Genomic DNA, 22,609 nt, shown 5'->3' with positions numbered 1-22,609 from the left:
CGCTGGAAGCGACCAACCAGTCCTTGAAAGACGCACAGCGATAACGACCCTGCCCGCCTCGTCCGCCCGCTGACCGCCACGCGCGCGTACCTACGGCCCGAAGACGCCGGGCCTCGCCGAACGCATCGACACCCTCACGCGGCACACTGAACAGCTCCGCCAGGACACCCACGATCAACGCAGCACATGTGCCTGGGACACCCGAGATCGCCGCTTCATGCGGCGTAGCTCTTTCGCCTGGTGGAAGGGCGCCCACGAACCGTTGCGGACGCCGATCTCGCCACCGTATGACGACCCGATGCGCACCCGCCCCGCCGTCCCATGATCCCGCCCAGAGCACATGGCCTGAGCGGTTTCCTGAAGCGCGGGAACATGGTCCACCTGGCAGCGGTCACGGTCGCACCGTCTGCTCCAGCGCTCCGAGCGGAAAGCCGGAACAGACGGTTCCTCTGTGCAGGGCTGCTTCTGTGGTTACAGGGTGCGGGTCAGGTGGTCAGTGAGGAGCCGGGTGAATCGGGCCGGGTCGGGCAGGTCGCCTCCTTCGGCGAGCAGAGCGCTGCCGTAGATCAGCTCGGCGATCTCCGTCAGAGCGGGGGCCTCGGCGTCTGCGTGGTGTGCGGTGCGAAGTGCGGTGATCAGGGGGTGTGTGGGGTTGAGTTCCAGGATCCTTTTGACGGTGGGCATCTGCTGGCCCATGGCCCGGTACATCTTTTCCAGGGTGGGTGTGACGTCGTGGGCGTCGCCGACGATGCAGGCTGCCGAGGTTGTCAGGCGTGATGACAGGCGTACCTGCTTGACGTGGTCGGACAGGGTGGTGGTCAGCCAGGGCAGCAGGGCGGCGAAGTCCTGCTCGCGCTGGGCCTTGTCGGCTTCGGTTTCCGTTCCGCCGTCGGCGGTGTCGTCGAGGTCGACCTGGCCCTTGGCGATGGACTGCAGGCGATGGCCGTCGAATGCGGGGACCTGGTCGACCCATACCTCGTCGATGGGGTCGGTGAGGATGAGCACCTCGTAGCCCTTGGCGGCGAAGGCTTCCATGTGGGGGGAGTTCTCGACCATGGCGCGGGTCTCGCCGGTCAGGTAGTAGATGGTGTCCTGACCTTCCTTCATGCGCTCGACGTACTCGCGCAGTGTGGTGGTCTTCTCCTGGTCGTGGGTCGAGGCGGCCGACACCAGTTCCAGCAGGGCCTCGGTGTTGTCGGTGTCCTCGAGCAAGCCCTCCTTCAGTGCTCGGCCGAACTGGGCCCAAACCTTCGTGTAGCGCTCGGCGTCCTTGGCCTGCATGTCCTTGAGTGCGCCGAGGACCTTCTTGACCAGGCGTCGGCGTACGCCTTGGATCTGGCGGTCGTGCTGGAGGAGCTCGCGGGAGACGTTCAGCGACAGGTCATGGGCGTCCACGACGCCCTTCACGAAGCGCAGGTAGTTGGGCATGAGCGCTTCGCAGTCGTCCATGATGAACACCCGCTTGACGTACAGCTGCACGCCGGACTTGGACTCGCGGGAGTACAGGTCGAAGGGGGCCTGTTCGGGGATGAAGAGCAGCGCCTCGTATTCGAAGGTGCCTTCGGCGCGCATGTGGATCATATCGGCCGGGGGCAGCCAGTCGTGGCTGATCTGCTGGTAGAACTCGTTGTACTCGTCCTCGGTCACCTCGCTTCGAGGCCGGGCCCACAGCGCCTTCATCGAGTTGAGCGTGCCGAGGGCGGAGGTGGCTTCGCCGTCGGCATCGGTCCGGTCGGTGGCCATGCGGATCGGCCAGCGGATGAAGTCCGAGTAGCGCTTGACGATCTGTCGGATCTTCGATTCGGAGAGGTAGTCGGCGAGTCCGTCCTCGCTGTCGGCGGGCTTGAGGTGCAGAGTGACCGAGGTGCCGACGGGGAGGTCGTCGGCGGCCTGGATGGTGTAGGAGCCCTCGCCGTCGGACTCCCACTGGGTACCGGAGTCGGTGCCGGCCCGCCGGGTGTGCACGGTGACCTTGTCGGCGACCATGAACGCCGAGTAGAAGCCGACGCCGAACTGCCCGATCAGACTCTCCGTGGTCGCGGCGTCCTTGGACTCCTTGATCTTCTCCAGGAGGGCGGCGGTGCCGGACTTGGCGATCGTGCCGATCAGCTCCACGAGATCATCTCGGGTCATGCCGATGCCGTTGTCCCGGACGGTCAAGGTGCGGGCGTCCCTGTCGACCTCCAGCGAGATGTGCAGGTCAGCGGTGCCGTTCTCGGTGAGGCTGGCATCGGTCAGTGATGCCAGCCTCAGTTTGTCCAGAGCGTCGGAGGCGTTCGAGATCAGCTCGCGCAGGAAGATGTCCTTGTTCGAGTAGATCGAGTGAATCACCAGCCGGAGCAACTGGCGGGTCTCGGCCTGGAATTCCAGCGTCTCGACGCTGCTGGGCATGCTGGGTCCTTTCAGCGGAAGGTCAGATACGGATGGGCCTCGGGCAGGGGCCTCGTCGGCGTGACGCGCAGGTGGGCGCACCGCGGACGGAGGATGGCTCTGCGTGTGCGGGTCAGTCTTCGTCGGAGGCTGTCGTCGTGCGGTGGGCTTCGAGGACGTCCAGGGAGTCGACGAGAGCAGTGTGGCGGGCATCGAGGTGGGGACGCATGCCGGCCAGGGGCGCGATGAGCTCGGCGGCGTCCGCGGCGCCGAGAGCGGTGCGCAGGGCGGCCTGTGCCGAGAGCGCTTCGGGCGTGAGGTGGGCGAGAGCGGTGATCTGTCCGGCGAGGCGACGCAGGTCGGCTGCGTTGGCTCGGGCCCAGGTGGCGGCGGTGCGGTCAGCGGCACGGCGTTCGCGGGTGGCCTGCACACGCTGCTCTCCGGTGGTACCGGCGGGGCCGGGCCGGCCGCGCAGGTAGCGGCGTTCAGCAGCTTGGCGGCTGGCGACACCGAGGGGATGGGCAAGCTCTGCCCAGCTGGCGCCTGCATCGCGGGCGGTTTCGATCAAACCGGTCTCCCAGCCGGCGAGCTGCTCACGCACCTGCCGCAGCAACATGAGGGAGGCCAGAGCCTGCTCGGGGCCGGGCCCGAGGGCGTCGGAAGTGTCGTTCTGGGCGTCGCGCAACGCGTCGTCCATGGCCACCAGGGCTGCCGCGGCAGCCATGAAGGACGCCGGACTGCGGGCCTCGCTACCGGGCGCGGACGGCTGATGGGCTGCGGTCACGGGCACCCCTTTCGGAGTGTCATCAGATTGACGACGACATGTTTGTCATCCACTAGATGACATGTTACAACAGGGCCTGTGCAGCGCATTGGCAGCAACCGTTCGAACCTGCTGGAGGTGTTTCCCATGTTGATGCGCACTGACCCCTTCCGTGAGCTGGACCGGATGGCGCAGCAGCTGGTGGGTCCGGGTACCTGGTCGAAGCCGTCGGTGATGCCGATGGACGCCTACCGCGAGGGTGACGAGTACGTGGTGGCCTTCGATGTCCCCGGCGTGACCGCGGACGCGATCGACATCGACGTCGAGCGGAACATGCTGACCGTCAAGGCCGAGCGACGGCCGACTGCCAAGGCCGACAACGTCAAGATGGAGCTGTCCGAGCGGCCGCTGGGCGTCTCCTCCCGCCAGATCATGCTCGCCGACACCCTCGACGCCGAGCGCATCCAAGCCGACTACGAGGCCGGCGTTCTCACTCTGCGCATCCCGATCGCGGAGCGCGCCAAGCCCCGTAAGGTCTCCATCGGTGCCGGCTCCGGCCGCACCATGTGAAGGAACGCGGCGAATACGACATCGCGGAGTAGGCCGAGCGTGCGGCGCGCGTCGTGCTCGCCCTGCTCGGCACCCACCTGATCGGCAGGGTCCGCGCCCAGCACGTGGCACGCCCTGCTGGAAGGCTTCAGCATGATCCTGCTCAACCCGCTGGCGAGCGCCGAGCCGCTTCCCCCGAGCGATTCGTCCGCGCGACCGCCGCCTGGATCGAAGGCGCCACCGAGCACGCGCCGTGCTGGCCACCGTCGCCGACACGGCAGGCGAAGACCTGACAAGGCAGATCCTGCCTCAGCTGCCCGTCGGCTACGACCTTCTCTTCGGCCGCCCCCAACCCATCTGACGAAGACCGGGAGTGCCACGTGCCCGGCGCTCCCACGGCTCCTGAAAGGCATGCACCTCAGTGATCACCGACGCACGCGTACCGCTCACGCACCAGCAGCCGTGCTCGACGGCCTACGAGCAGATGCTGGGGAAGGTCCGATACGAAGGCGCCTACCCCACCCGTGAACGGGCCGAAGAAGCTGTCCGCGTAGTGCTCACCGGACTCGGACGTCAACTGACCGGTGGCACGTTCAGGTGACGACAAAACTCCTATGTACTCTCATTCCGCCCTCTGAGACAGAGCTGAACGTTTTACAGTCCCTCGGGGCACTCATGCTGGTCGTGGGCGGAAGTCCACGGCGAAGATCATCCGTCAGCGGTTGACCTCGAGGTTCGTCAAGACGAGTAGGGCTCGCAGGAGCTGGGTGGCGCGGGCGGGGTCGGTGCGGAGCTTGGTGAGGATCCGCCAGTTCTTGAGGTGGGCGAAGCCGTGCTCGGCCGGCGCGCGTCCGACGGCGAGGACGCGGTTGGCTTCCTTCTCGCCTGGGGTGAGTTTGTGGGTGCGGCTGGCGGCGTAGCCGGTGACGATCACGGGGTCGAGGATGTCGTTGTCCAGGCCGCGGAAGCCGAGGTCGGCCAGAGCGCCGAGGCCGACGGCGCGTAGGTGGGCCAGGATGTGGTCGTGGCGGGCGGCGGTGTTGTCGTGGGTGCGGCCAGGCCGCGCGGCGGATATCCAGATCAGGCGCCCGCTCTCGTCAGTCAGGGCGAGGAAGTACAGGCCATGAGTTCGGTGCTTGCCGGAGTAGTTCCGCCGGTCGGCCTTGCCGGTGCGGCGTCTGGTGCGGATGAGGGTGCCGTCGATTAGGACCACCTCCCCGCCCTGCCTGGCGACCTTCATCAGGGCGCGGTTCAGGCGCGGGGCCTGAGCGGCGAGCAGCCCGATCAGCTCGTCCCGCCAGCGGCGGACCGTGGACTCGGACACGCCGTTTCCGCCGGCCATGTCGGCCAGGCGCTGGTCGTGACGCAGCACGGCCAGGACGATAACCGCGATCTTCCCGGGCGGCAGGATCCTCCACCGGGACCGAATCGTCTTCAGATGACGCCGTAGCAGATCGGCGAGGTGGTTGACGGTGCGCGTGGACAGCGGCAGACGGCACTGGTAGACAAGCGGGAAGGTGTCCTCGGCGCGCTCTTCGGTATTCGTCACATAATTCCAACGGCCTCCGGGGGCAACCGGGTTACGCCCGCTCCGAGTGGCGGTGTTGCTGGTCACAGGCGGGTGGTGAACCGGCCGTCAGGCAGTTTCCGCAGCCAGCCGCGATCGACGAGTCTGATCAGCTTGCCGCGCAGCGGTTCCAGCTTGGCTTTCACGCTGACGTCCACCCCCACCACCTCGCCGACCTCGCGGGCCATGACCGGTCCGGCGGCCTGCCGCACGGCGGTGATGATGCGCTGGTAGTCCCACGGCAGCGCGTCCTCCTCCTGGCCCGGCTCGCGGTGCGGGATCAGCATCACCGCCCGGCCGCCCACCTGCCCTGATATCGGGAAGGGTGCTGGCCGCAAAGTCGGGACGCTCGGGATACAGGGGATGCGAGGCCAAAAGAGTGCAGCAGCAGCAAGATTGCTCGGAAGCGTCCGCACAACGGTCCAAGAGCCATCACCACACACCCGAAGCGGAATGGCCGCGTAGTTCTCTGGCCGAGAGACTGATTGCCAAGTTGCGGAACGTCGGAGAGGTTTACCGGGAAAGCGAGGAAGAGCTGGCGGTGCTGAGCGGAAGGCCGCTGGAACGTGTCAGTGGCACACAGTCGGTCGGCATACGCCTCGACGAGGAGTCGCTGACGCTCCGCTCGCGGGTCACCGACCTCCTGTGCTCCTGGGCGGGGCTCGTGGTCTCGGAGCGCAGGCTTACGGCCGCCGTCGGCACGGAGGTCCCCGCCCTGCTGCACTTCCTGAGCGGCCAGGTCCGCTGGCTGGCCGAGCACCCCGCGGCCCAGGACCTGGACGCCGAACTGTCCGCGCTCCTCGATTCCTCCCGGGCACGCCGCGACCCGCAGTCGTACGAGGTCTCCCTCGGGGTGTGCTGCCATCCCGGCTGCACCGCCGGACTGCGGGCGACACTGTCGGGAACCGGCCGCACGGTCTACTCCCGTGTGGCCTGCGACGCCGGCCACACGGTGCCGCCCAGGGAGTGGCTGCTGCTGTCCGGCCGGGCGCGGACGGCGTCGGACACCGGCCGGTCGGGCGGTGCGGCGTGACGGAGAAGGGACGCCGGCGCACCGTACCGACCGAGCTCGCCGCACTGGCCGCGGGCGTCAGCCAGGCCACGATCCGTAAATGGGTGAGCCGAGGAAAGATCACCCGCTACGGCAGCCCGCAACGCGCCGAATACGATCTGGACGAGCTGTACGAAATCCTCTCCCGCTCGGCCCGGACACCGCGCCCCGACTGACTCCGGCGCCGGCCGGTGCGTGTGCGTACCGCCCGCCGCTCGGCGAAGGCCGCCGAGCGGCGAGCGGGGGTCAGACGGCCCAGGCCGAGGCCACGGACACGGCCTGCCACGGAGTGAGCCGGGGATCGCAGAACGAGGTGTAGCGCTCACCGACGCCGGCGAGGTCGGCCTCGGTGCTGGCGCACTCGGTGACGTCGTCGGGAGTCGTCTCCAGATGCAGACCACCGGGAACACCGCCCGCGTCCCGTACGGCCGTCACGAAGCGGGACACCTCCAGCGCGACGGTCTCCACGATCCGGGTCTTGTGGCCACTGGGTGCGGTGACGGTATTGCCGTGCACGGGGTCGCTGAGCCAGATGGCGGCATGGCCGGCCTCGCGCACCGCCTCGACCAGGCGCGGCAGCCGCTCGGCGACCTGGCCGGCGCCCATCCGCGTGATCAGGGTGAGCCTGCCCGGTTCGCGCCACTCGTCGAGGCGGTCGCACAGTGCCACCAGTTCCTGGGGCTCCATGCCGGGACCGACCTTGCAGGCCACCGGGTTGGCGACCTGGGAGAGCATGGCGACGTGGGCGCCGTCGGTCTGACGGGTGCGCTCACCGATCCACGGCCAGTGCGTGGAGCCGAGGAACAGCCGCCCCGCGTCGTCGGTGCGCAGCATGGGCACCTCGTAGTCGAGCAGCAACGCCTCATGGCTCGTCCACACCTGCGGGCTCACGACGTGACGGCCTGCGGCGCGCTCGCGCCAGCCCAAGTGCTCGACGGTGTCGCTGGCCGCCATGTAACCGGTGAGGATGCGCAGGGGGTCGAGTCGGCGGCTCTCGCCGTTCGCTTCCGGCCCGTTGACCATGTGGCCCCGGAACACCGGGAGTTCGGTGCCGTCGACGACTTCGGTCGGCTGGGACCGCGGCTTGGCGAACTGCCCCGCTATCCGGCCCGCGCGCAGCACGGGCTTGCCGGAGATCAGCCCGAGCGTCCCGGCGAGCAGGTCGAGCACCGCCACCTTGCGGGCGACATGCTCGGGCCCGCACTGCTCGGGGTCCTCGGCGCAGTCGCCCGACTGCACCACCAGGGCCTGCCCCGAGGCCACGACGCCGAGCAGTGTCCGCAGGGCGGCCACATCGTCGGGCTGTACGAGGGTGGGCCGCGCGGCAAGCGTCTCGGTGACCCGGTTCAGCTGGAGCAGATCGTTCCATTCGGGCTGCTGCAGTGCCCCGCGGACGCTGATCTCACGGATGACGTCCTTCACGACGTCCTTCATTGCGTACTCCGATCCAACGGTCGTGTCGCTCGGGTCGGGGAACGTCGTCAGGTCGGGATCCCCGTGCGCTTGGTCTCAGGGACGGGAACACCCGCGGCCCGCAGCGGGCCGCAATCCGTTGACGTTCTCGATCCCGGCCGTCTTCCGCACGGCGTCAAGGAGCCCTTGACGCGGCCCACGTCGCTTCAACAGGCGTACGCACAGGGAGGGGTGAGGTTCTCAATCGAACCAGGGAGCCCGCTGCGTCGGGCCCGTGGCGGGCGTCCTCGACGGCCGCGCAGGACGGGTTCGGCTGCTGATCATGTGGTCACTTCCCTGGTTCTCGTCAGAATCGGAGCCTCAAGACGAAGTCGAAGAGCGTTCTTCGAAAAGTATTGGCGAGCGGACTTGAGACCCGGTCGAGTTTTTGTCGTGATCGCCGGTGACACCGCCCACCCGGCCCCGGCCCCGGGGCCGGGGCCGCGTGTCAGTCGATACCGCGTACGACGTGCGGCTCGGCGATGTCGTCCTCGTCGATGCCCGCGAGCCGCAGCGGCGGGATCGAGCCCATTGAGCCCGGGGAGAAGTCCACCGCCTTGTGAACGAATCCGAATCCGATGTCCTGTTCCTTGATGTCCTGCACGTGGTCCTCCGTCTCAGCAGGTCGGTGAAGTGTCAGCCGTGGAGCATCTCCACTGGCCGGACACTCCTCGAACCGGTCACGGCGCGGTGGATCTCGAGCGCCGCCGTCGATCGGTTGAGCGTGATGTAGTGCAGCCCCGGGGCGCCCTCTGCCAGTAGCCGCTCGGCCATGGCGGTGGCGTACTCGACGCCGATGCGGTATCCCAGTGCCGGGTCCTCGCGGGCGGCGTTCAGCTGGTGTGCCAGGTCCTCGGGGAACGCGGCGCCGCTCAGTTCGGCGAAGCGGCTGATCTGGCGGGCGTCGGTGGCCGGCATGATCTCCGGGATGACCGGGATGTCGCAGCCCGCCGCGGCCACCCGGTCACGCAGCCGCAGATAGTCCTCGACCTGGAAGAACATCTGGGTGAGGGCGTAGTCGGCGCCCGCCCGGCACTTGGCGACGAAGTGCCTGATGTCGCTCTCCCAGTCGGGCGAGCGAGGATGCCGTTCGGGGAAGGCCGCAACCCCGATGCTGAAATCACCGAGCTCCCGGACGAGCGAGACCAGTTCATGGGCGTGCCGGAAGCCGTCGGGGTGCGGGATCCACGGGGCGTTCGGATCACCGGGCGGATCCCCGCGCACGACGAGAACGTCACGCACTCCCGCGTCGGCGTACTGGCCGATGATGTGGCGCAGCTGCGCCACCGAGTGGCCGACCGCGGTGAGATGGGCGACCGGGCGCATCGTCGTCTCCGCAACGATCCGCTTGGTCACCTCGATGGTGCGCTCCCGCGAGGAGCCGCCCGCCCCGTAGGTGACGGAGACGAAGTCCGGCGCGAGGCGCTCGACCTGGCGGATCGCCTGCCACAGGGCGCGCATACCGGCCGGGGTCCTCGCCGGGAAGAACTCGAAGGAGAACGAGGGGGCGCGCCGGTGGAGGGTCTCACGCAGCATCGTCATGTCGGCCCCTGGCCTCGATGGTTCCGGTCACCGCCATACGCACGGGACTCCTTCGATCGCTCGGATCTTCAACCATGTTCGATCGCTCGGATCTTCCACCATGCGGCCCCGCGCACGAGGATCCCTCGCGAGACGCTGGAATGCGCGTGGATGCCGCTGCCCTTTCCGGCCCGTTGCGCCGTCGGTTCCTTTGCGCGTCGGTTCCTTCCCTGGGCCCCGGGCATCTCGTCGGGCGTGCCCGCGCGCCAGGTGGTACGTAGTTGAACGACTTCTGTGAGAGCCGTTCTCCCGGGAGCCGCCGTCGCGCGAGAACCGGGTTTTTCGGGCTCCGCCGGCCCCGTGCGGGCTCCGGGTCGGCGAACGCCCTTCCACGCAGGTCCTGGCAGCGGCCCGGAGCACCCCTCTCCCACCGGTGCCGCGACGCTCCCCGCCGGACCGGCCTGCTCGCCGTACCGGGCGACATACCCCACCGCCGCGAGGCGCCTCGACCTGCCACAGCACGCCGCCCACCGGCAGCTCGCCATCGGTGGGGGTGCGAGGGAGGCGGCCGCTGTTTGATGACCGGGCCAGAAACTCTGCCGGGCGGCGAGGCCCTCTGGACACGCAGGGAATCCGTGACTCCGCGAAGGTGGCGGCGCGGGCCGGGCCGTGCCGGCCGGGTTCCTGCTGTCGCCCGACTCTCCCGTATGGGATCAGCTGTTGTGACCTTGCGGGATGCGGCCGGAACGGTGTCGTCGGTGGCAGCGCGGAGGCGGAGTGCGCGGCCGCGCTCGCGGCACGCCGGCAGGTGGTCAAGGCGTTCCCGGCAGCGACGGGAGGCACCGCGCTCGGGCCGCTTGCTGGTTGTCGTCCGGTCCTTGGCCGACAACGCCCTTGTATGTCGTATCCGGGTGCGGGAGCGACCGGCCTCTCCCCTGGCGCACATCGCGTTCCTCGGTATGCAGCCCGGCGTACCTCTCCCCATGGGCGCCGCAGTGGCCCGCAGTAGGGGGGCCGGGAGCCTTGGGATGGGGAGATCCGCGTCCGGCGGACCCGGCCGTGTCGCGAGGACCATGGGCGGCTTCGTGGGCAGAGCTCCAGGCGTGACCGGGCATCGCCGGAACACGCGAGAGCCCTCCCTTCGGAGGCGTATCGATGCTCCTGGAGTGCCGATACTGAGGACCGGAACACACATGGAGGGTTCGGGTGGGAGGAGCGTGCGGAAGCGGGGACTGCAAGCGCGCTTCCGACCTGTCGCAGCGAACAGCCTGGAAGCAGGAAGCCTGTATCGGCAGGACAGGTGATCAAGGAATGTCCGGCCTGGAGCAGGCTATGCGCGATCTTCCAATCGGCGGCTCGCCCTGTGCCACCTCAACCGGCCTGACAACGGAGAGGCGACATCAGGCACATGTCCGGTACCGGGCTGAATGCGAGCGACGCGTGACGAACCATCCCTTGCTGAGCCATCCTCCCGCGCGAGTGTCTGCTATCCAGCGGAGAGAGACCACTCCTCGCCACCACGCTGTGTGCCCGGCATGCTCTCTCATAGTCCAGCCCTCGGGGCTGCCCCCTCGATGCCTGACTGCTAGTGCTGGGCTGGTAGAAGTAGTCCACTTTCATCGCGACTGTTCGCCACCTGGTGCCAAGAGAGCAGGAGATCCTACACCTTCGCACATCTCTCACTGCCCCTCATGACTACCGAACGACGTTGCCACTCTCGGCACGTCAGCTTCCGTTGCACTTAGCCAGAATCGGCAGACAACATCTGGCGACCATCACCATCCTGCATCTGCGAGCGAACTCCGGCACTGGTTCTCCGATTCGGGCTGATGGCATCAGTCATCATCTTCATTGATACCGGGTCAGAAGGTAATGGAATGAAGGGAACCGTGGCGCTAGTATGCAGGGTGAGGTAAGCGAAAAACAGCCTTTGACCTGGGTAAACAAACAATGCCGCAAACATCGACGCAAGCTTGTGAGCACATAGGAGTTGCGGCATGAAGAACCGCCTGATGCCAAACCTTGACAAGAGTGTGCATCAACGGTGTCGTGACGGTGTTTCTGTAAGTAGCTGCCCCTGCCCCGATCAACGCAGCCCGGAAGGCCTTGGTTCTCACCTGCCTCCTCCCCTGTATCAACGCATACAAGGCGGCCTGTTTGCCAACAGGTTCACTGGCAGGTATGCATACAACATGGCACGTCCATCCGGCGGTGCGGCTGCAAGTCCACCTGCTCGTGGATGCGCGGGTAGACGTGTTGACCTGAGCGCCCATAAGCAGAGAGGTAAGCAGAGGTGCAGGGGTGTCTATCCGTCTCCCTGTGGCTATGCACGTGCAACCAAGGGTCGGCTCAGTAGTCAGCAGCTCCACACGTGGCCCAACAGGGGTGCGGACGCAGTCCCAGGTAGGCGAGTCCGCCTGTCTGCACATGCGGTGACAGACGGACATGCAGACCTGCAGGGAAGCGAGCATCCAAGTGAGCCTGTAGGAAAGCAGTCATGTTAGTGAGGACGCACGGTTGTAGGGGTGCATGCCCAGTAGCTGCGATGTCCGGTGCCCGGTGTGCTCGTCCACTGAGCTGCCGAGCCGCAGGCACGCTGGCTCGGCAGCCGGTATGCGGGTCCATTGCGAAGCTTGTACGCACACATCGTGCTGGGTCTCTCCGCAAGTACAAGGGCACGCAGGCTTCGCCATAGACAAGCGGGCCTATGTGCGTGCCAGCAGACCGGCAGGGTTCTATGTCCGGATGCCCGTCGGCAGGGCAGTCCGCCCCGGGGATTGCCCGCGTGTTGATGGTGCGGTTGCGTAGCACGCGGGACGGTTAGCTGGACCGTCGGCAAGCGTGGCTGCCTGGCTGTGCATCCGTGGGCAACTAGGCCCATAGGCAGGCATGGAGGCCGCTTGGCGGGCAAGCACGCAGGCGAGCACGGAACCCGGTGCACAGGTCGGTGGCGAAGCAAGCTGACCGGCTGCCTGCCACACGAGCCGCAGTGTCTGCCCGCACCTGTGCCTGGATGCTGATTGGGTCACGTGTCCGACAACTAAGACGTTGATCTTCGTGATAACTTGTGCTCCTCCCGTTGACGCAACTTTTTTGGAGGTAACTGTCCTTATGGAGATGTCTCTTGGCCTCTTCGCTGGGCAGCCGACTCACAGAGCTGCGAAGTAGAACGTATGAGAACCAGCAGTAGAAGCACCCTTGGGACACGCAGTGACACCTATCGTGCTGCCAACCCAAAGTATGCCGATGAGCTGGGACAACGGGGCCAGATGCGCGATTTGGCGCTCCGATCGGCAGGTTCAGGGCCCTACCTGACGCGCTCCGGGGCTGCCACGGAGCGCAGAATCGTTCTGAGTGAAGTCTTGACCATCAGTACCGGAGCAAAAGGGGCGTTTCATGCCCCGATTGCGGGCCCGAACAAGAGTGAGAGGATCCATGGCCAGTCCCTTCGAAGCGCCTGCCACTGATACGCAGCTCGCCGGCATCCCCTGGGAGTCGCTGTCGCACATCTTCATGTTCGGCAACGGCAAGGGAGGCGTCGGCAAGTCCTCCGTCTCCGCGAACGCTGCGGGTAAGGCGGCTCGCAGCGGACTGCGCACACTCATCATCGACTGCAACGCCCAGGGCAACATCGCACGCGAGCTCGGGTACAAGCGGGCCGATTGGAACGACGGGGGAGCGGGGCTCATCGAGGCGCTGCGTACCGGCGCGCCCCTGACTCCGGTCGAGAACGTGCGGGAGAACCTCGACGTCGTCCTGGGCGGCCCGGCGCTCGGTGACGAGTTCGGCATCTTCTTCCACACGCTCCTGGCAAAGGAAGGCCCGCACGCGTACCTGCGGCTGCTGATGTGTCTGCTGCCGATCGCGCACCGGTACCAGATCATCATTCTCGACACCCCGCCGGAGAACCCCTCGCTCCAGCGCCTCGCCCTCTCCGCCGCCCGGTGGCTGATCATCCCGGTCAAGAGCGACGGTGGCGCGGAGGACGGCCTCGCGCAGATTGGCCTGGAGTTCTCCTACGTCAAGTTCGTCAGCCACATCAATCCGCACATCGCATTGCTCGGCGTACTGCTGTTCGACACAGGGCGGAACTACAGCAGCATCCACGCCGACGTACGGCGCCAGGTGCAGAAGGTGCTCGGCGAGGAAGCCCACATGTTCAAGCACCTCATCGGGCACACCGAGTCGGTGGCCCGTCTGGTGCGGAAGAGAGGCCTCCTCGTACACGAGTTGGCGGATCAGCGTGCGGCAGGCGATCGCACGGTTCCGGAGACCGTGGTGGGGCTCGACTCGGATTACGAAGGTTTCACCGAAGAGATGTTCGCCAGGGCTCTGGAGCTCAGGAAGGATGCCGCGGCATGACACCGCCGAAGAGCAAGAAGACCTCCGACCAGGACGACGAGCAGAGCATGTCGGACGAGGGCGTCGGCAACCTGTTCACCGGTGGCGCCGCACCGTCCGGTGCGCTCGCCGGCTGGGCGGCTCAGCCGGGCCCCTCGGCCCCGGCTGTCCCGGCGGGTCAGCCGGGCCCGGCCGTCCCGCGGCCTCCTGTGGTGCCCCGGCCCACTCAGGAGCTCGTCGAGGAGCCCACGCCCCCGGTCTCCGATGCGGACACCGCCAAGCCGGTCGGGTTCTACGTGTCGACGAACGTGGCCAACCGCTTCCGCAAGCTTCGCAAGCAGAGCGACCTGACCCATACCCAGATCGTGTTCCTGGCGGTGGAAGCCGCTGTCGAGAAGGGGCTCGCTCAGGTCGTCGAGGAGGCACGGCGGGCGCCCAAGTTCCAGTCCAAGCTCTTCGCCGTGGCGACGAACAACACGGACCTGCGGGGGCTCGGGCCGGTGCAGCTGCAGTACAAGCCGACGAGGGCTCAGCGTGGGGTCATCGACGGCCTGGTGACCGAGGCCGGGCTTCCTGACCACACCAAGTTCCTGGCGGTCGTCCTCGACCAGTACCTGCCGGGGCGCAGGGACTCCTGAGAGCAGCCGTGGGGCCTCCTTCGGCCTCGGGGAACATCGGTACAGCGGTTGGCACTGAGATTGATCATGGTCAGTGCGTGAGTGCGTTGACCCGGTTCTCGTACTCTCGGCGGGCCATGCGCTGGGCCGGGACTGCGGGGACGCCCTGGCCGCCGTCGAGCGGCTGGCAGCGGCCGAGGAACAGGCACGGGGCGCGGCGCGGCGCCGCACTTCAGAGGACGGCGCGGTGGACGCCCGCACCGCTCCGGAGCCAGCCTGCCGGTCCGTCCGGGGGTGACGCGAATGGCAGCGCCATGTACGTGTTGTCGCAGATTGCCATCAGCCACGGGGGCGGGGCGGCGTTCGGACCGGTCTCAAGGACGCCGCCCCGCCGTGGGAGTGTGATCAAGTGAGAGCGCAGGTTTCTACTGGGGATCTGTGATGTCCAGGAAGCCGAGCTTCAGGAGGCTTTCGGCGGTGGCCTCGACGGCTTCGTTGCTGCTGCGGGGGTTCCAGCCGAGCACGGTGCGGGCCTTGTCGTTGCTGACGTGACGGATCTTGCCGAGGTTGGGCAGCATGCCCTTCAGCGCCGGGTTGGCCTCGGCGGCCTTGCGTATCGTCTCATCCGGAAGCTCGCTGGCCGGGACGGTGCTGGCGGCATCGCCGAGTCGGTCGCGGATGGCGAGGGCGATCTGGTGCATGGAGACGGCGTCGCCGGCCGCGGCGATGAAGCGTTCCCCGGCGGCCTGGGGGTGGGTCATGGCTTTCAGGTGCAGTTCGGCGGCGTCTCGGACGTCGACGACGGCAAAATACAGCCGTGGCGTGCCTGGCATAGCGCCGCTGAACAGGCCGGTGATCATGTTGATCGAGGAGGAGTGGTCGGCGCCGACGACGGGGCCGAAGATGCCGACCGGGGCGACGGTGGCGAGCTGGAGAGTGAACCGTTCTGGGTTCGGTAGAGACTCTAGATTGTGGCTGTGACCTGGTGTTCTTGTGTGTTTTGGTAGTGGGTGGCTTCGTATTCGGCGGGTGGGACGTGTCCGATCTCACGGTGAAGCCGACGGTGGTTGTACCTGTCGGCGTACTCAGCGGTGGCCAACTCGACGTCGCTGAGCGCCTTCCAGGGCCGTTGCGGCTTGATGAGTTCCGTTTTGTAGAGCCCGATGGTCGATTCCATCAGGGCGTTATCGAGGGCGTCCCCGACAGTGCCGGTGGACGCGGCGATCTGCTCGGCGGCCAGGTGGGTGGCAAGACGGGAGCTGGTGTGCTGCGATCCGGCATCGGAGTGGTGGATCAACTCCCGTGCGGTGACGGGGTTTCCGGCCCGGTCGCGCTGCCACAGCCCCATCTCCAGTGCGGACAGAACCAGCGGGGTCTGCTTGTTCGTCGCTGCGGACCAGCCGACGATCCTGCGGGAGAACGTGTCTACGACGAACGCGACGTAGACGGTCCCGGACCACGTGGCCACGTAAGTGAAGTCCGCGGCCCACACCCGGTTCGGAGCACTGGCCACGAACTGCCGGCCAAGCCGGTCCGGGGCCCGCTCGGCCTCCTTGTCCGCCACCGTGGTGACGACTTTCCTCCCGCGCACCGCCCCCACCAGTCCCTCGGCCTTCATGAGGCGCTCGACGGTGCAGCGGGCCACCTGATGACCCTGGCGTTTGAGCTCGGCCCAGATCTTGCGGGCTCCGTAGACGCTGTAATTGTCCCGGTAAACGCTGACGATCAACGGCGCCAGGTCCGCGTCCCGCAGGGCACGGGCCGACAGTGGACGTTTCCTGTACGCGTAATAGGTGGACGGGTGGATGCTGCAATCGTGCTCGGTGAGCGTCCTGCAGATCGGCTCGACTCCGCCGAAGCGGTCCCGGTGCTCGTCGATGAACGCTACGAGCGTGTGTGTGGCCGGTCGAGCTCGGCCGCGAAGAAAGACGCCGCGGCCTTCAGGATGTCGTTCGCCCGTTTCAGCTCGGCGACTTCCTTCTTCAGCGCCTTGAGCTGGGCGGATTCCTCCGTCGTGGTCCCGGGCCGGGCGCCGGCATCGACCTCAGCCTGACGTACCCAGTGCCGCAGGGACTCAGGCCCGACGTCGAGCTTCGCGCCGACCGAGCGGATCGCTGCAGACTCGGTCTTGTACTGATCACGAGTCTCAAGGACCAGACGCACGGCCCGCTCCTTGAGCTCCTTCGGATATTGCTTCGCCAATAACGGACTCGATCCTTCCAAGGAAACGAGTCTCGATCAAATCCGGAACGGTTCAGAGTGTTTCCCTCGCGCTGGATGAAGTCCCAGGCGGCCCGCTCGGCCAGGGCCTTGGACTTGATGTAGGCGGGGATGTCGCTGTCCGGGTCGGTCCAGTCGTCCTCGGTGAAGGCCCGCTCGCTGGCGGGGCGCCCATAGCCGACCGCGGCGAACGAGGACGTGACCACGGCGCGTTCGACGCCTGCGTCCCGCGCCGCGCGCAGCACACGGAGCGTGCCTTCCCGGGCCGGGATGATCAGGTCGTCTTCGTTGTCGGGCTCGCCGCCGGGAAAGGGTGAGGCGGTGTGCAGTACGTAGCGGCACCCGGCTACCGCCTCGGCCCACCCGTCGTCGGCGGTGAGGTCGGCTGCCACGAAGGTGAGCCGCTCAGCCGCGTCCGCGCCCATGGCCTTCAGGTCTTCGCGGACCGTGTGCCTCGCGACTGAGGGAGCGCACGGTGGTGCGGACCTGGTAGCCCTCAGTGAGGGCCTGGGCGGTCACCCGGCCACCCAAGAAGCCGGATCCTCCGGTGACCAGGACGGCATCGGTCGAAGTGCTGCTCATGGGGAGGTGTTCCTTTGCTTTCAAAGTGCGGTCCGGCCGGTCCAGGGGGTATCGGCCGGACAGGGAGGGATCAGCTGTCGCTGGTCAGCGCCGGCAGCAGCAGGGCGTCCATGACCTTGATGAGCTGGTCGGAATTCGCCTCGGTGCCGGTGAGCAGCTTCTCCACGAAGATGCTGCCCAGTAGGAACCTTTCGGCTTGCGCAAGGGCCGGGTTGTCGGGACGGATGGTGCCGTGCTCCACGTGCCGGGCCAAGATGCTGCTCAGCACGTTGAGGTAGGGGGCGAACAGGACGTCCCGCAGTGCTTGGGCCAGCGCCGGGTCCGACATGACCGCCTGCCAGATCCCCAGAGTGGGGGCGCCCTGCGGGTGCGGCGCAGGCAGCATGAGGGCCAGCGCCACCAGGTCACCGCGCAGACTGCCGGCGTCAATGTCCGGCAGGGGGGCGTACTTGCGAGCCATCATCGCCGTGATCACCAGCTTGGGCTTGTTCTCCCACTGCCGGTACAGCGTGGCTGTACTCGCCTTCGTACGACGTGCCACCTCATCCACCGTCGCCTGCTCGTAGCCGACCTCGGCAACGAGGTCGAATGTGACGCCGAGGATCTCGCGCTCACGCTCCTCCGTCAGCCGCTTGCGCCGGCTTGAGGCCGGTGCCTGCTTGGTCATCAGTGTCCCTGTCGTGATGTTGATAGTCCGCATCCGCGGGCCTGCTCGACCAAGTAGCGACAACGCATTTTCGACAATACGTTTTCGATAGTAAATTCACAAGTCGTCCGTTCAAGGCGTCAGCGAGGCGGGATCACCGCCGCCCGGCAACGTGGGGTCTGCACGCCAAGTGAGCAGGGCGCGGCTGGACGCCGCGCCATCCCGGCAGCCTTAAGGGCACCCTCACCTACTACGCCGCCTGGGACCGGGCACAGACGCAGAGCTGAACCCCGAAGTCCCACGCGCACGGTCGGACCGCAGCAGGCGAATCCCCCGCCGCTCTGACCCGGCCTCCAGCCTTCTCCAGGACCTGCACGCTCCTCACCGCCGCTACTCCTGCCCGCCCCCGTCATCGTCCTCATCCAGCTCCGGCGCGTCCGGATCACACAGAGGCCGCAGGGAGCCAGCGGTCGGGCAGGTAGTACTGGTCGACGTGCACGAGCCGGGCCCGGGTCAGGGCCTCGTAACCGGAGTTGACCACCGGCCACGGCGCATCCAGCGGGTCATCCGGGAGGAACCTGCCGGTATAGCGCACCGTGCACATCTGGAGCGCGAAGCCGAGCTGGTGGTGCGCAGAGCACCGCCGGGCGATCAGATCGCGGTCGACGTCATCCAGGAAGAAAAAACGCTCCAGCTCGGGGCGGGTCGGCTCCTCGGTGAACTTCCCGAACGCCTCGGCCTGCTCATCAGTCAGAAACTCCACCGGCACGAACGGACCGTAGCCAGCCCCAGCACTCGCCCGGCGAGCTTTCCGCGAACGTCAGCGGAGCACCGGCCGGTGTGGCAGCCGGCCATGATCAATCTCAGCGCCAACCGCTGTACCGATGTTCCCCGAGGCCGTCCTTGAAATGGCGCGAATGCTCTCTCATCCAGCTCGGGGCGGATCTTGATGCGGGCACTGTCGGACCCCGTAGGCGGCCAGGCGGCGGGGGAGTGACGGGAGTGCCCGCCGGGCCTCTCCCGCAGGTCCAGAGGCGGTAGAGGCGGTAGAGGCGCGCTCGAAGAAGAGCCCAGGCCCGGGGCAGGGGGCACGGGGCTGAACGGGACCGGAGGCTCCGGTCCCGTTCAGCCCCGTGGTTCAGTCCCGTACAAAAGTGCAGGTCAGAGCGTTTTCCTGGAGGACTACGGGACTGACGGGGCTGGACCTCGTAGTTATCAGCTGTGTAAGAACATATGGGAACACGCGTACGCACGCGCATGACATCTGTTTCTCTGTGTAGGAGATAACTACGAGGTCCAGCCCCGTCAGTCCCGTAGTCCTGCGGGATACTGCTTTGACCTGCACTTTTACTGAACGGGACTGAAGCGTTCAGCCCCTCACGGGACTGAACGAAACGCGGGGGACCGAGCCGCCGGGCGGGGGCACGGGCCTGACGGGACTCATTTTCCGCGACACGCGGTTCTTCCTCTCCTGCACCCCTCCGGGGTGGGCTACGCTCTGTTCGGCTGACTCGAAAGCTCAGTCCCTTCAGTCCCGTAGTCCCGTAGTCCCGTAGTCCCGTCGGCGCGGGGCTTGCCGAGGCGAGGGAGCAAGACCCGCACGCGAAGAGCCTGAGAAGGACCAAAAGTTGCCCGACCACGCCTCGGCCCCCCCGCCGGCTGCCTCCCGGCCGGCGGACGGGCACACGATCGCGCGTTGGTGCGCCCGTGAGGGCTGGCCGGTGCACCCGCTCGCACCGGCACAGAAGACGCCGCCCGCCAACTGCGCCGACTGCAAGGGTCACCACGCCCCGGCCACCTGCCCGTGCAGGAACGCGGGCAGGTGGTGCCACGGCTTCCACGCGGCGACCACCGTCCCCGGGCTCATCGACGCCTGGTGGAGCGCGCAGCCCCGCTTCGGGGTGGGCGTTTCGTGCGGTCCCGCCGAACTGGTGGTGCTCGATGTCGACGCCCACGCCGCCCAAGTGCCCGAGAGGGCCCGGCTGCTGCCCGGCATCCCGATCGGCCCCCAGGTGGACCTGGCGGGCCTGGCCACGGGTTTCGACACGCTGGCGCTGCTCGCGGCCCTGCGCGGTGAGCAGGACCCGGCGGCCGACGAGACCACCTTGCGCGTGCGGACCCCGTCCGGCGGGCTGCACATCTGGTACCGCAACCCGTACCCGGCGACCCGCTACCGCTCGTCCACCGGCTCCAGCCCGCGGACGGCCCTGGCCTGGCAGGTCGACGTCCGGTCCGACAACGGCTACATCGTGGCCCCCGGCGTCCGGACCGCCGCAGGCGACTACGTCCCCGTGAGCGCTACCCGTGAGCCGGCCCCGCTGCCCGCCTGGCTGGCAGCCGAGCTGAAGCGCACAGGGCACGTCCCGGAGGCCGTGAGTGCCTCTCAGGCGCCGTCCGCCCCCCCGGTGCCCAGGCGTCGCTCACGTCCGGCCACAAAGGCCGCAGAACGGCTCCTGGAGCCGTTGCTCGCGGAGGTCGCCGCCTGTCGAACCGTCAGGGAGGGAGCGAGCTTCACCGAGAAGCTCAACCGTGCCGCCTACACCGCTGGTGGCCTTGTAGAAGGCGGTCACCTGTCCGGGGCTGATGCGCGCAGCCTGCTTGCGGAGACTGCCCGTACCGCCCGCCCGCACCAGGAACGTCGCAATTTCATGGTCATCGAATCCGCTCTGTCCGCCGGCGCCCAGCGCCCGCTCCACCCGCGAGGAAGCTCATGAGCGTCGAGCCCGTACGCTTCGATGCCGAAGCCGCAGCCAGGCAGATTCATCAGCAGAGCCTCGATCTGAACCTGGACCTGCAGCAGCCCAGCCTCCCCGCCCAGCAGAACGAGGCGCCTGCCCAGCACCCCGCAGAGCCCGCCGGGCTGTTGCCGACCGCCCTCACCGACCGAGGGAACGCGAAGCTGTTCGCGCGCCTGTACAGGGACCGGTTCCGGTACGTCATCGGGATGGGCTGGCACTCCTGGGACAGGTACCGGTGGAAACTCACCGGTGGCGAGGAGGCCGCCGTCTGGGCCGCGGGGGAGATGGCAGAGCAGTACGCCGACCACGACCCGACCGGGCGGTTCATGGACCGGCAACTGGCCGGACACCGCCGCCACTCGGAGTCGACCGCCGGAGTCAAGGCCCTCCTGTTCCAGGCGCAGGCAGCACCGAGCCTGCGCCTGTACCCCGATGTCCTGGACGGCGACATGTACGCCCTGTGTACCCCCTCCGGCGTGGTGGACCTGCGCACCGGCCGGCTGCGCAAGCCCAACCCGCTCACCGACATGCACTCGCGCGCCACCACCGTCGCCCCGCTCAAGACGCCGGTCCCGAGGTGGGACAGCTTTCTGCGCGACACCTTCGGCGACGACGACCAGGGCCTGGAGACCACGCGCTTCCTGCACCTGCTGCTCGGCTACTCCATCACCGGCGACGTCGGCGCCCAGGTCCTGCCGTTCCTGTACGGCTCGGGCGCCAACGGCAAGTCCGTGCTCCTGGAGGTCATGACCCAGATCCTGGGGGACTACGCGAACGCCGCCCCGCCCGGCTTCCTCATGGAGAAGGGCAAGTTCACCGAACACTCCACCGAGCTGACCGAACTGCACGGCCGGCGCATCGTGGTGTGCAGCGAGCTCAAGCCCAACGACAAGTTCAACGAGGCCCGGGTCAAGCTCCTCACCGGCGGCGACACCATCACCGCCCGCCGCATGCGGCAGAACTTCTTCACCTTCACGCCCACCCACAAGCTCTGGCTGCTCGGCAACCACCGACCGGAGGTCGGCACCGGCGGGCACGCGTTCTGGCGCCGCATGCGCATCATCCCCTTCGAACGGCGCGTTCCCGACGAGCGGAAGATCGACAACCTCGCCGCCGAACTCGTAGCCGACGAGGGTCCCGGCATCCTGCAGTGGCTCATCGAAGGCGCCCAGCGCTACCTGGCCACCCGGGACCCGCTCACCGGCCCCGCGTCCGTACGGGTCGCGACAGCCGCGTACGAGACGACAGAGGACCACATCGGGCGGTTCCTCACCGAACGCTGCACCAAGGGCGAGGGAGACCGTCCCAACCCCGATCTGCGCGTCGAGCAGAAGCTGCTGTACGAGGCCTACGGCCGATGGTGTTCGGACGAGGGCATCCGCTCCTCCACACCGCGCGCCTTCGCCGGCCGGATCCGTCAGGAACTGGGTCTGGCCTCGCCCGCCGAAATGATCAAGAATAACGCGACCAAGCTCTACCCGGGTCTCGCGCTGCTCCCCGACGGCGCTTCTGAAGGGGGCGCTCGATGACAGCAACACCATGCGCCCTGCCTGCCCTTGCCGGGCAACCGTACGATAGGGGTGGTTGCCCCGACCGGTTCCGCACCGCCGGCCCGGGCACGAGCTCTTCGAACGACACACCGCCAGGCCGACCCGCGGCCACCCACACGCAGGAGGGCCGATGAGCGCGCTGCCCCAGGAAGGCGATGTTGCCCAGGAGGTCGAGATCGTGTGGCTCGAGGACCCGAGGGGCCTCGACTACGTCCGCCAGGCCCTGGACAAGGTCAACACGCGCAAGGGCAAGCCACGGTACGAGCGTGACGGCCGTCTCGTCGGCTACACCAACCTCGCCCCGAAGGCGCCCCGCAGTGCCGACAGCGGCCTGTTCGCCCGCCGTACGTTCTACCTGCTGCCGCACGACCGCCCCAACCGGCCCGACGACCCCGAGTGCCCCTACAAGGTCGGCTCGCCCCTCGAGGCGGTCGACCCGCGCACGGTCGCGCCGGGCGAGGTGGGGGAGAAGACCAGCCGCTCACAGGGCACCGCGGAGATAGTCCCGGCCGGTTCCTGAGCGCCGCGTACGGACGGAGGTGTCCCCGTGGCCGGTACGGCGGGTCACGGGGACACTCCGGGAAGAGCGTTGCCGGGCAGTAGGTCCGGCTCTCTCGCGATGTGCCGCGGAAGAGCGCGGCG

19 protein-coding genes and 4 pseudogenes are annotated in these 22,609 nt (G+C 67.7%); 11 read left to right on the top strand and 12 right to left on the bottom strand.

What is annotated here, in order from left to right; genetic code table 11:
• Nucleotides 1-471 precede the first annotated feature (471 nt).
• Together htpG and RLT59_RS39025 are read right to left on the bottom strand one after the other, a co-directional pair.
• Entirely contained in the window at nt 472-2,391 is a 1,920-nt protein-coding gene (gene htpG, locus RLT59_RS39030; RefSeq protein ID WP_311308205.1) for a molecular chaperone HtpG, read from the bottom strand.
• A gap of 112 nt (nt 2,392-2,503) precedes the next feature.
• Nucleotides 2,504-3,154, bottom strand: coding sequence for a type III effector protein (locus RLT59_RS39025; RefSeq protein ID WP_311308204.1), 651 nt, complete (start codon nt 3,152-3,154; stop codon nt 2,504-2,506).
• Between the two features lie 126 nt (nt 3,155-3,280).
• Between RLT59_RS39025 and RLT59_RS39020 the strand changes: the two genes are divergently transcribed.
• From RLT59_RS39020 to RLT59_RS39010, 3 genes and pseudogenes are all read left to right on the top strand, one after another.
• Nucleotides 3,281-3,703, top strand: a complete 423-nt coding sequence (locus RLT59_RS39020; protein WP_311308203.1) for an Hsp20/alpha crystallin family protein — start codon at nt 3,281-3,283, stop codon at nt 3,701-3,703.
• Nucleotides 3,700-4,043, top strand: a pseudogene (locus tag RLT59_RS39015) (DUF2267 domain-containing protein). The gene RLT59_RS39020 and the pseudogene RLT59_RS39015 overlap by 4 nt, the downstream one beginning before the upstream one ends.
• 60 nt (nt 4,044-4,103) lie before the next feature.
• Nucleotides 4,104-4,268: pseudogene (locus tag RLT59_RS39010) on the top strand (DUF2267 domain-containing protein); the annotation flags it as partial.
• 129 nt (nt 4,269-4,397) lie between these two features.
• Here RLT59_RS39010 and RLT59_RS39005 read toward each other — a convergent pair.
• Together RLT59_RS39005 and RLT59_RS39000 are read right to left on the bottom strand one after the other, a co-directional pair.
• Complete coding sequence (locus RLT59_RS39005; protein WP_311308202.1) at nt 4,398-5,231, bottom strand: transposase family protein; 834 nt, start codon at nt 5,229-5,231, stop codon at nt 4,398-4,400.
• 62 nt (nt 5,232-5,293) lie between these two features.
• Nucleotides 5,294-5,536: a hypothetical protein gene (locus RLT59_RS39000; protein WP_311308219.1), complete on the bottom strand. Its 243-nt coding sequence runs from the start codon at nt 5,534-5,536 to the stop codon at nt 5,294-5,296.
• A gap of 254 nt (nt 5,537-5,790) precedes the next feature.
• Between RLT59_RS39000 and RLT59_RS38995 the strand changes: the two genes are divergently transcribed.
• Nucleotides 5,791-6,282, top strand: a complete 492-nt coding sequence (locus RLT59_RS38995) for a hypothetical protein (protein ID WP_311308201.1) — start codon at nt 5,791-5,793, stop codon at nt 6,280-6,282.
• Nucleotides 6,279-6,476 carry a hypothetical protein gene (locus RLT59_RS38990; RefSeq protein ID WP_073737882.1) on the top strand — a complete coding sequence of 66 codons (198 nt, stop codon included), beginning with the start codon at nt 6,279-6,281 and terminating at the stop codon, nt 6,474-6,476. The genes RLT59_RS38995 and RLT59_RS38990 overlap by 4 nt, the downstream gene beginning before the upstream one ends.
• 70 nt (nt 6,477-6,546) lie before the next feature.
• On the opposite strand, the gene RLT59_RS38985 is transcribed toward RLT59_RS38990, so the two are convergent.
• From RLT59_RS38985 to metF, 3 genes are all read right to left on the bottom strand, one after another.
• Complete coding sequence (locus tag RLT59_RS38985; RefSeq protein WP_311308200.1) at nt 6,547-7,734, bottom strand: 3-deoxy-7-phosphoheptulonate synthase; 1,188 nt, start codon at nt 7,732-7,734, stop codon at nt 6,547-6,549.
• Nucleotides 7,735-8,200: 466 nt separating this feature from the next.
• On the bottom strand, nt 8,201-8,356 hold the full coding sequence (locus tag RLT59_RS38980) for a hypothetical protein (protein ID WP_311308199.1): 156 nt from the start codon (nt 8,354-8,356) through the stop codon (nt 8,201-8,203).
• Between the two features lie 32 nt (nt 8,357-8,388).
• The gene (gene metF, locus RLT59_RS38975; protein WP_311308198.1) at nt 8,389-9,294 is read right to left on the bottom strand and encodes a methylenetetrahydrofolate reductase [NAD(P)H]; all 906 of its coding nucleotides are present in this window, start codon (nt 9,292-9,294) and stop codon (nt 8,389-8,391) included.
• Nucleotides 9,295-12,708: 3,414 nt separating this feature from the next.
• Here metF and RLT59_RS38970 point away from each other — a divergent pair.
• The 3 genes from RLT59_RS38970 (at nt 12,709) to RLT59_RS38960 (ending at nt 14,529) form a co-directional block, all read left to right on the top strand.
• Nucleotides 12,709-13,635, top strand: coding sequence for a ParA family protein (locus tag RLT59_RS38970; RefSeq protein WP_158072260.1), 927 nt, complete (start codon nt 12,709-12,711; stop codon nt 13,633-13,635).
• Entirely contained in the window at nt 13,632-14,252 is a 621-nt protein-coding gene (locus RLT59_RS38965; RefSeq protein WP_311308197.1) for a hypothetical protein, read from the top strand. Before RLT59_RS38970 ends, RLT59_RS38965 begins: the two co-directional genes overlap by 4 nt.
• 73 nt (nt 14,253-14,325) lie before the next feature.
• A complete protein-coding gene (locus RLT59_RS38960; protein WP_311308196.1) occupies nt 14,326-14,529 on the top strand; it encodes a hypothetical protein in 204 nt (67 codons plus the stop codon).
• A gap of 127 nt (nt 14,530-14,656) precedes the next feature.
• On the opposite strand, the gene RLT59_RS38955 is transcribed toward RLT59_RS38960, so the two are convergent.
• From RLT59_RS38955 to RLT59_RS38935, 5 genes and pseudogenes are all read right to left on the bottom strand, one after another.
• Nucleotides 14,657-15,091, bottom strand: a complete 435-nt coding sequence (locus RLT59_RS38955) for a Rossmann-fold NAD(P)-binding domain-containing protein (RefSeq protein ID WP_311308195.1) — start codon at nt 15,089-15,091, stop codon at nt 14,657-14,659.
• Between the two features lie 104 nt (nt 15,092-15,195).
• A protein-coding gene (locus tag RLT59_RS38950) for an IS3 family transposase (RefSeq protein WP_399127148.1) occupies nt 15,196-16,454 on the bottom strand; the annotation gives its coding sequence in 2 pieces (ribosomal slippage) (nt 15,196-16,160 and nt 16,160-16,454; 1,260 coding nt in all).
• Between the two features lie 32 nt (nt 16,455-16,486).
• Nucleotides 16,487-17,033, bottom strand: a pseudogene (locus tag RLT59_RS38945) (NAD-dependent epimerase/dehydratase family protein); the annotation flags it as partial.
• Between the two features lie 70 nt (nt 17,034-17,103).
• Nucleotides 17,104-17,700 carry a TetR/AcrR family transcriptional regulator gene (locus RLT59_RS38940; RefSeq protein WP_311308193.1) on the bottom strand — a complete coding sequence of 199 codons (597 nt, stop codon included), beginning with the start codon at nt 17,698-17,700 and terminating at the stop codon, nt 17,104-17,106.
• 514 nt (nt 17,701-18,214) lie between these two features.
• Nucleotides 18,215-18,448 (bottom strand): annotated as a pseudogene (locus RLT59_RS38935) (DUF4158 domain-containing protein); the annotation flags it as partial.
• Between the two features lie 859 nt (nt 18,449-19,307).
• Here RLT59_RS38935 and RLT59_RS38930 point away from each other — a divergent pair.
• The 3 genes from RLT59_RS38930 (at nt 19,308) to RLT59_RS38920 (ending at nt 22,487) form a co-directional block, all read left to right on the top strand.
• The gene (locus tag RLT59_RS38930; RefSeq protein ID WP_399127145.1) at nt 19,308-20,393 is read left to right on the top strand and encodes a bifunctional DNA primase/polymerase; all 1,086 of its coding nucleotides are present in this window, start codon (nt 19,308-19,310) and stop codon (nt 20,391-20,393) included.
• Nucleotides 20,390-21,946: a DNA primase family protein gene (locus RLT59_RS38925; protein WP_073737878.1), complete on the top strand. Its 1,557-nt coding sequence runs from the start codon at nt 20,390-20,392 to the stop codon at nt 21,944-21,946. Before RLT59_RS38930 ends, RLT59_RS38925 begins: the two co-directional genes overlap by 4 nt.
• 151 nt (nt 21,947-22,097) lie before the next feature.
• Nucleotides 22,098-22,487, top strand: coding sequence for a DUF6009 family protein (locus tag RLT59_RS38920; protein WP_073737877.1), 390 nt, complete (start codon nt 22,098-22,100; stop codon nt 22,485-22,487).
• Nucleotides 22,488-22,609: the final 122 nt, after the last annotated feature.

Origin of the sequence: Streptomyces sp. ITFR-6, assembly GCF_031844725.1 — a bacterium.
Taxonomy (GTDB): Bacteria; Actinomycetota; Actinomycetes; order Streptomycetales; family Streptomycetaceae; genus Streptomyces.
The sequence above is the reverse complement of the archived record's forward strand: the minus strand, read 5'-3'. Positions and strand labels throughout refer to the sequence as shown.

Excerpts from the sequence above, each read along its gene's own strand:
- RLT59_RS38920 (WP_073737877.1), top strand. The coding sequence starts at position 22,098 with ATGAGCGCGCTGCCCCAGGAAGGCGATGTTGCCCAGGAGGTCGAGATC.
- metF (WP_311308198.1), bottom strand. The coding sequence starts at position 9,294 with ATGACGATGCTGCGTGAGACCCTCCACCGGCGCGCCCCCTCGTTCTCC.
- RLT59_RS38965 (WP_311308197.1), top strand. The coding sequence starts at position 13,632 with ATGACACCGCCGAAGAGCAAGAAGACCTCCGACCAGGACGACGAGCAG.
- RLT59_RS39020 (WP_311308203.1), top strand. The coding sequence starts at position 3,281 with ATGTTGATGCGCACTGACCCCTTCCGTGAGCTGGACCGGATGGCGCAG.
- RLT59_RS38970 (WP_158072260.1), top strand. The coding sequence starts at position 12,709 with ATGGCCAGTCCCTTCGAAGCGCCTGCCACTGATACGCAGCTCGCCGGC.
- RLT59_RS38955 (WP_311308195.1), bottom strand. The coding sequence starts at position 15,091 with ATGATCACCGGCCTGTTCAGCGGCGCTATGCCAGGCACGCCACGGCTG.
- htpG (WP_311308205.1), bottom strand. The coding sequence starts at position 2,391 with ATGCCCAGCAGCGTCGAGACGCTGGAATTCCAGGCCGAGACCCGCCAG.
- RLT59_RS38985 (WP_311308200.1), bottom strand. The coding sequence starts at position 7,734 with ATGAAGGACGTCGTGAAGGACGTCATCCGTGAGATCAGCGTCCGCGGG.
- RLT59_RS38925 (WP_073737878.1), top strand. The coding sequence starts at position 20,390 with ATGAGCGTCGAGCCCGTACGCTTCGATGCCGAAGCCGCAGCCAGGCAG.
- RLT59_RS38940 (WP_311308193.1), bottom strand. The coding sequence starts at position 17,700 with ATGACCAAGCAGGCACCGGCCTCAAGCCGGCGCAAGCGGCTGACGGAG.
- RLT59_RS39000 (WP_311308219.1), bottom strand. The coding sequence starts at position 5,536 with ATGCTGATCCCGCACCGCGAGCCGGGCCAGGAGGAGGACGCGCTGCCG.